The organism is Acidiplasma cupricumulans (genome assembly GCF_001402935.1).
In the GTDB taxonomy this organism is placed as follows: domain Archaea; phylum Thermoplasmatota; class Thermoplasmata; order Thermoplasmatales; family Thermoplasmataceae; genus Acidiplasma; species Acidiplasma aeolicum.
The window spans coordinates 1-3,061 of the sequence record NZ_LKBH01000056.1 but is presented as its reverse complement, the minus strand read 5'-3'; the positions used below and the strand labels follow the sequence as shown (position 1 = coordinate 3,061).

Sequence of the window (3,061 nt, the reverse complement as noted above, 5' to 3'; positions counted from 1 at the left end):
TGTTTTAAAATATATCAAAATTATTAAATTGTTTATTTAATAAGTGGAAGTCCATGCAATCGGCATTAATGTTATGCATTCAAAAACATTTATTAAAAAAATTGGAAATAATAATATATTATCCTTGCATGCAATTTATATGGAAGAGAAATTTAAATACGCATATTACTTCACAGGCGGTTTAGTTTTACTGCTTTTCATTCAGTTTATTCTTGGAATATATATTAATCTTTATGTTAATTTTCCGCCAATAACATCCCACGGATTCATGAGAATGCCCATGACTAACTTTATACCAATTATGATTCACATGGTCTTTGGCTTTCTGATTTTATTTGCATCATTTATTATATTTTATTTAATGCTTAAAATCTCTGATAATGTGCTGATTATATCATCCACAATAAGCTTTATTTTTGTCCTGATAGCAGGCCTTTCAGGCTTTTTATTCCTCTTTAATGAATCAAATACATATTCATTTCTCATGGCATTTTCATTCATAGTCATATTCGTGCTTCAGTTTGTGAATATTTACCGGCTTTCAAGAATTCAGAAATAATTTTTAATTATGTTTTGGGTCAAAATAAAAATATGTATAAAATGAAATAATATAATGGACATGCTGGAATACGATAAAAATCTTTTTTCAAGGACACTTGAGGGTTATACTGTGGTTTTGGCCCTATGTGGAAGCATTTCAATATACAGAATACCGGATCTGGTAAGAAATTTAAGAAGGGAGGGTGCAGAGGTTATTACTGGAATGAGCTTTAATGCAGCACAGTTCATAAGCCCCGAGGTTATGAAATGGGCATCTGAAAACAGTGTGATAACCAGAATATCAGGAGAATTGGAGCATATCAATATTTTTTCTGAAAATGGCGATAAAAAAATTTTTTTGGTAGCTCCTGCATCATATAACTGTATTGGTAAAATATCCTCAGGCATAGCAGACACGGTGCCATCATTATTTTTTTCACAGGCACTTGGCAGTAATGTTAAAACATTAATAGCACCTGCCATGCACAGGTCAATGATGGAAAACCCTGTAAATAAAAAAAATATAGATAAACTGATTTCAATGGGTATTTCCATTGTAAATCCAGTATATTCAGGGGATAAGGCAAAATTGGGCGATAATAACTGTATTATAGACCATGTTTCAAGGTGTGTTCATAATGAACTTTCAGGGAGGAGAATATTAATTATCTCTGGAAGGGGGGAGGCCAGAATAGACCCTGTAAGGTCCCTGACAAATGACGGAACAGGATTTACCGGTTACTGGATTGCAAGAAATGCATTTAGGCTGGGTGCTGATAAAATAACATACATAGGGAATTCTGAGGAATCAATGCCAGATTATGTAAATTACATACCTGCAAAAACCTTTGATGAGTTTAAATCAAATACTATAAAGGAATTAAAAAACAACTATGATATTGTTATAGTATCCGCTGCACTGCCGGATTTCGAGGTTATTAATAAAAACGAGGAAAAATATGATAGTAATAAGGAAATCACAATAAAACTCAAACCTGTTAAAAAACTGTTAAATATTATAAGAGAAAATTTCTCAGGGCTTCTTGTTGCGTTTAGATTAACATCAGATTTCAATGAGGATGTTATGGCGCATTTTAAAAATGTACCCGACCTTGTTGTTGTTAACACCTATAAAATGGAACCTTTTGGGAGGATAACAAATCATTACATATTTGCCGGTAATAATATATCAGAGGATATGGGTGTTATGCCCAAGCCAGTAATGACCAAAAAACTGCTTATTTATCTCTCAGGATTAAAAGGCAGGGGTGTATAAAATGCCTGAGATAGGTGCATCAATAATACAGTTAAAGCGTACTGATAAAAATTCGGCACATGACAATGCTGTAAACTCATTGAAAAATGTAAATTCAGAGATTATACTCTTCCCGGAAAAGTGGATAACAGAAAAACTGACAATGGAAGAGGCTTTATCCATAATAGAGGATCTAGGAACAGAAAATATACCATATTTCATTCCCGGGTCTTTTTCAATACAAACAGACGCTGGCCTTTTTAACAGATCATTTTTTGTACATTATGGAAAAATTGCCGGATATCAGGACAAAATAATGCTGTATGGAAACGAGAAAATTCATTATAACAGTGGAAATATTATCACCATATTTTCACATAATGATTTAAAATTCGGGATAGCAGTATGCTATGACATTGATTTTCCTTACTATATGAAAATCCTTGCAGGTAATGGATGTGATATTGTATTAAACCCATCATTAATTGGCCATGATTTTAATGTGGAATGGCATATGTACATAAAAATAAGATCTCTTGAAAACAGAATGCCGGTAATGTCTGCCAATTCTATTTCAGACCCATATCTGGGGGAATCAATAATGGCTGTACCGTTCGGATTTAAAAACGGATTTAGAATAAGGACAAAAATAGAAAAATATAAAAATATTGAAGATGTAATAAATACTGAAGACTACCGTGATGGAAGAAATAAAAGGTTTATGGAGGATCCCGGTAAATACGCTGGGCCGGAATCTAAAATAATAAAATTTTAGATAAAATTATTTTATTTTTTGTATGTATCAAGGGCCCTCTGATAAAATACATCGCGCATGATCCAGAAGGCCTCGAAGTATTCCGGTAAAAATCTGTGTTTGTAATCATCCTTTTTCGACATTTTTTCATAGTAATACATAACCTCAACTGTTTTTAATACGGCCCTGAAGAGAAGCCTGGAAACCCTGTTCCTGCTTTGAATTATATTATAATCGTCTTTCCATCCCTTAACAGAGGGGAGGGTCTTTAAGAACTGAAAATCATCTGGTTTTTCACCGGTTATTAAAAAATTCTCAAAAGACTGTATAAATTTCAGAATTCTGGAGTACTGAATGCTATCATTGTCCAGCTCAATAAGCCTGGAAACCTCCATGGCTAGTTCATACTCTCTGGTAAAAAACAGCTGTATATCGGCGTCATACCCCTCATCCTTTTGATTTATTAGGCAGTGGAAGGTTGGGAATTTATCCATAAATGTTGAATATATGTT

The 3,061-nt window shown here is 33.3% G+C and carries 4 protein-coding genes; 3 read left to right on the top strand and 1 reads right to left on the bottom strand.

Annotated elements, in window-relative coordinates; translation table 11 throughout:
* The first annotated feature begins 139 nt into the window (after positions 1-139).
* The 3 genes from AOG55_RS01905 to AOG55_RS01895 are packed head-to-tail and all read left to right on the top strand — an operon-like array spanning position 140 to position 2,570.
* On the top strand, positions 140-559 hold the full coding sequence (locus AOG55_RS01905) for a hypothetical protein (RefSeq protein ID WP_054964344.1): 420 nt from the start codon (positions 140-142) through the stop codon (positions 557-559).
* A 54-nt stretch (positions 560-613) separates the two neighbouring features.
* On the top strand, positions 614-1,816 hold the full coding sequence (gene coaBC / locus AOG55_RS01900; protein WP_231563418.1) for a bifunctional phosphopantothenoylcysteine decarboxylase/phosphopantothenate--cysteine ligase CoaBC: 1,203 nt from the start codon (positions 614-616) through the stop codon (positions 1,814-1,816).
* 1 nt (position 1,817) lies between these two features.
* Positions 1,818-2,570 carry a carbon-nitrogen hydrolase family protein gene (locus AOG55_RS01895; RefSeq protein ID WP_156318721.1) on the top strand — a complete coding sequence of 251 codons (753 nt, stop codon included), beginning with the start codon at positions 1,818-1,820 and terminating at the stop codon, positions 2,568-2,570.
* 11 nt (positions 2,571-2,581) lie between these two features.
* Here AOG55_RS01895 and AOG55_RS09445 read toward each other — a convergent pair.
* The coding region (locus AOG55_RS09445; RefSeq protein WP_162216745.1) for a hypothetical protein at positions 2,582-3,061 on the bottom strand (480 nt) is incomplete at its 5' end.

Bases quoted from the DNA above. Each gene is read 5' to 3' on its own strand.
- AOG55_RS01905 (WP_054964344.1), top strand. From the start codon at position 140: ATGGAAGAGAAATTTAAATACGCATATTACTTCACAGGCGGTTTAGTT.
- AOG55_RS01895 (WP_156318721.1), top strand. From the start codon at position 1,818: ATGCCTGAGATAGGTGCATCAATAATACAGTTAAAGCGTACTGATAAA.
- coaBC (WP_231563418.1), top strand. From the start codon at position 614: ATGGACATGCTGGAATACGATAAAAATCTTTTTTCAAGGACACTTGAG.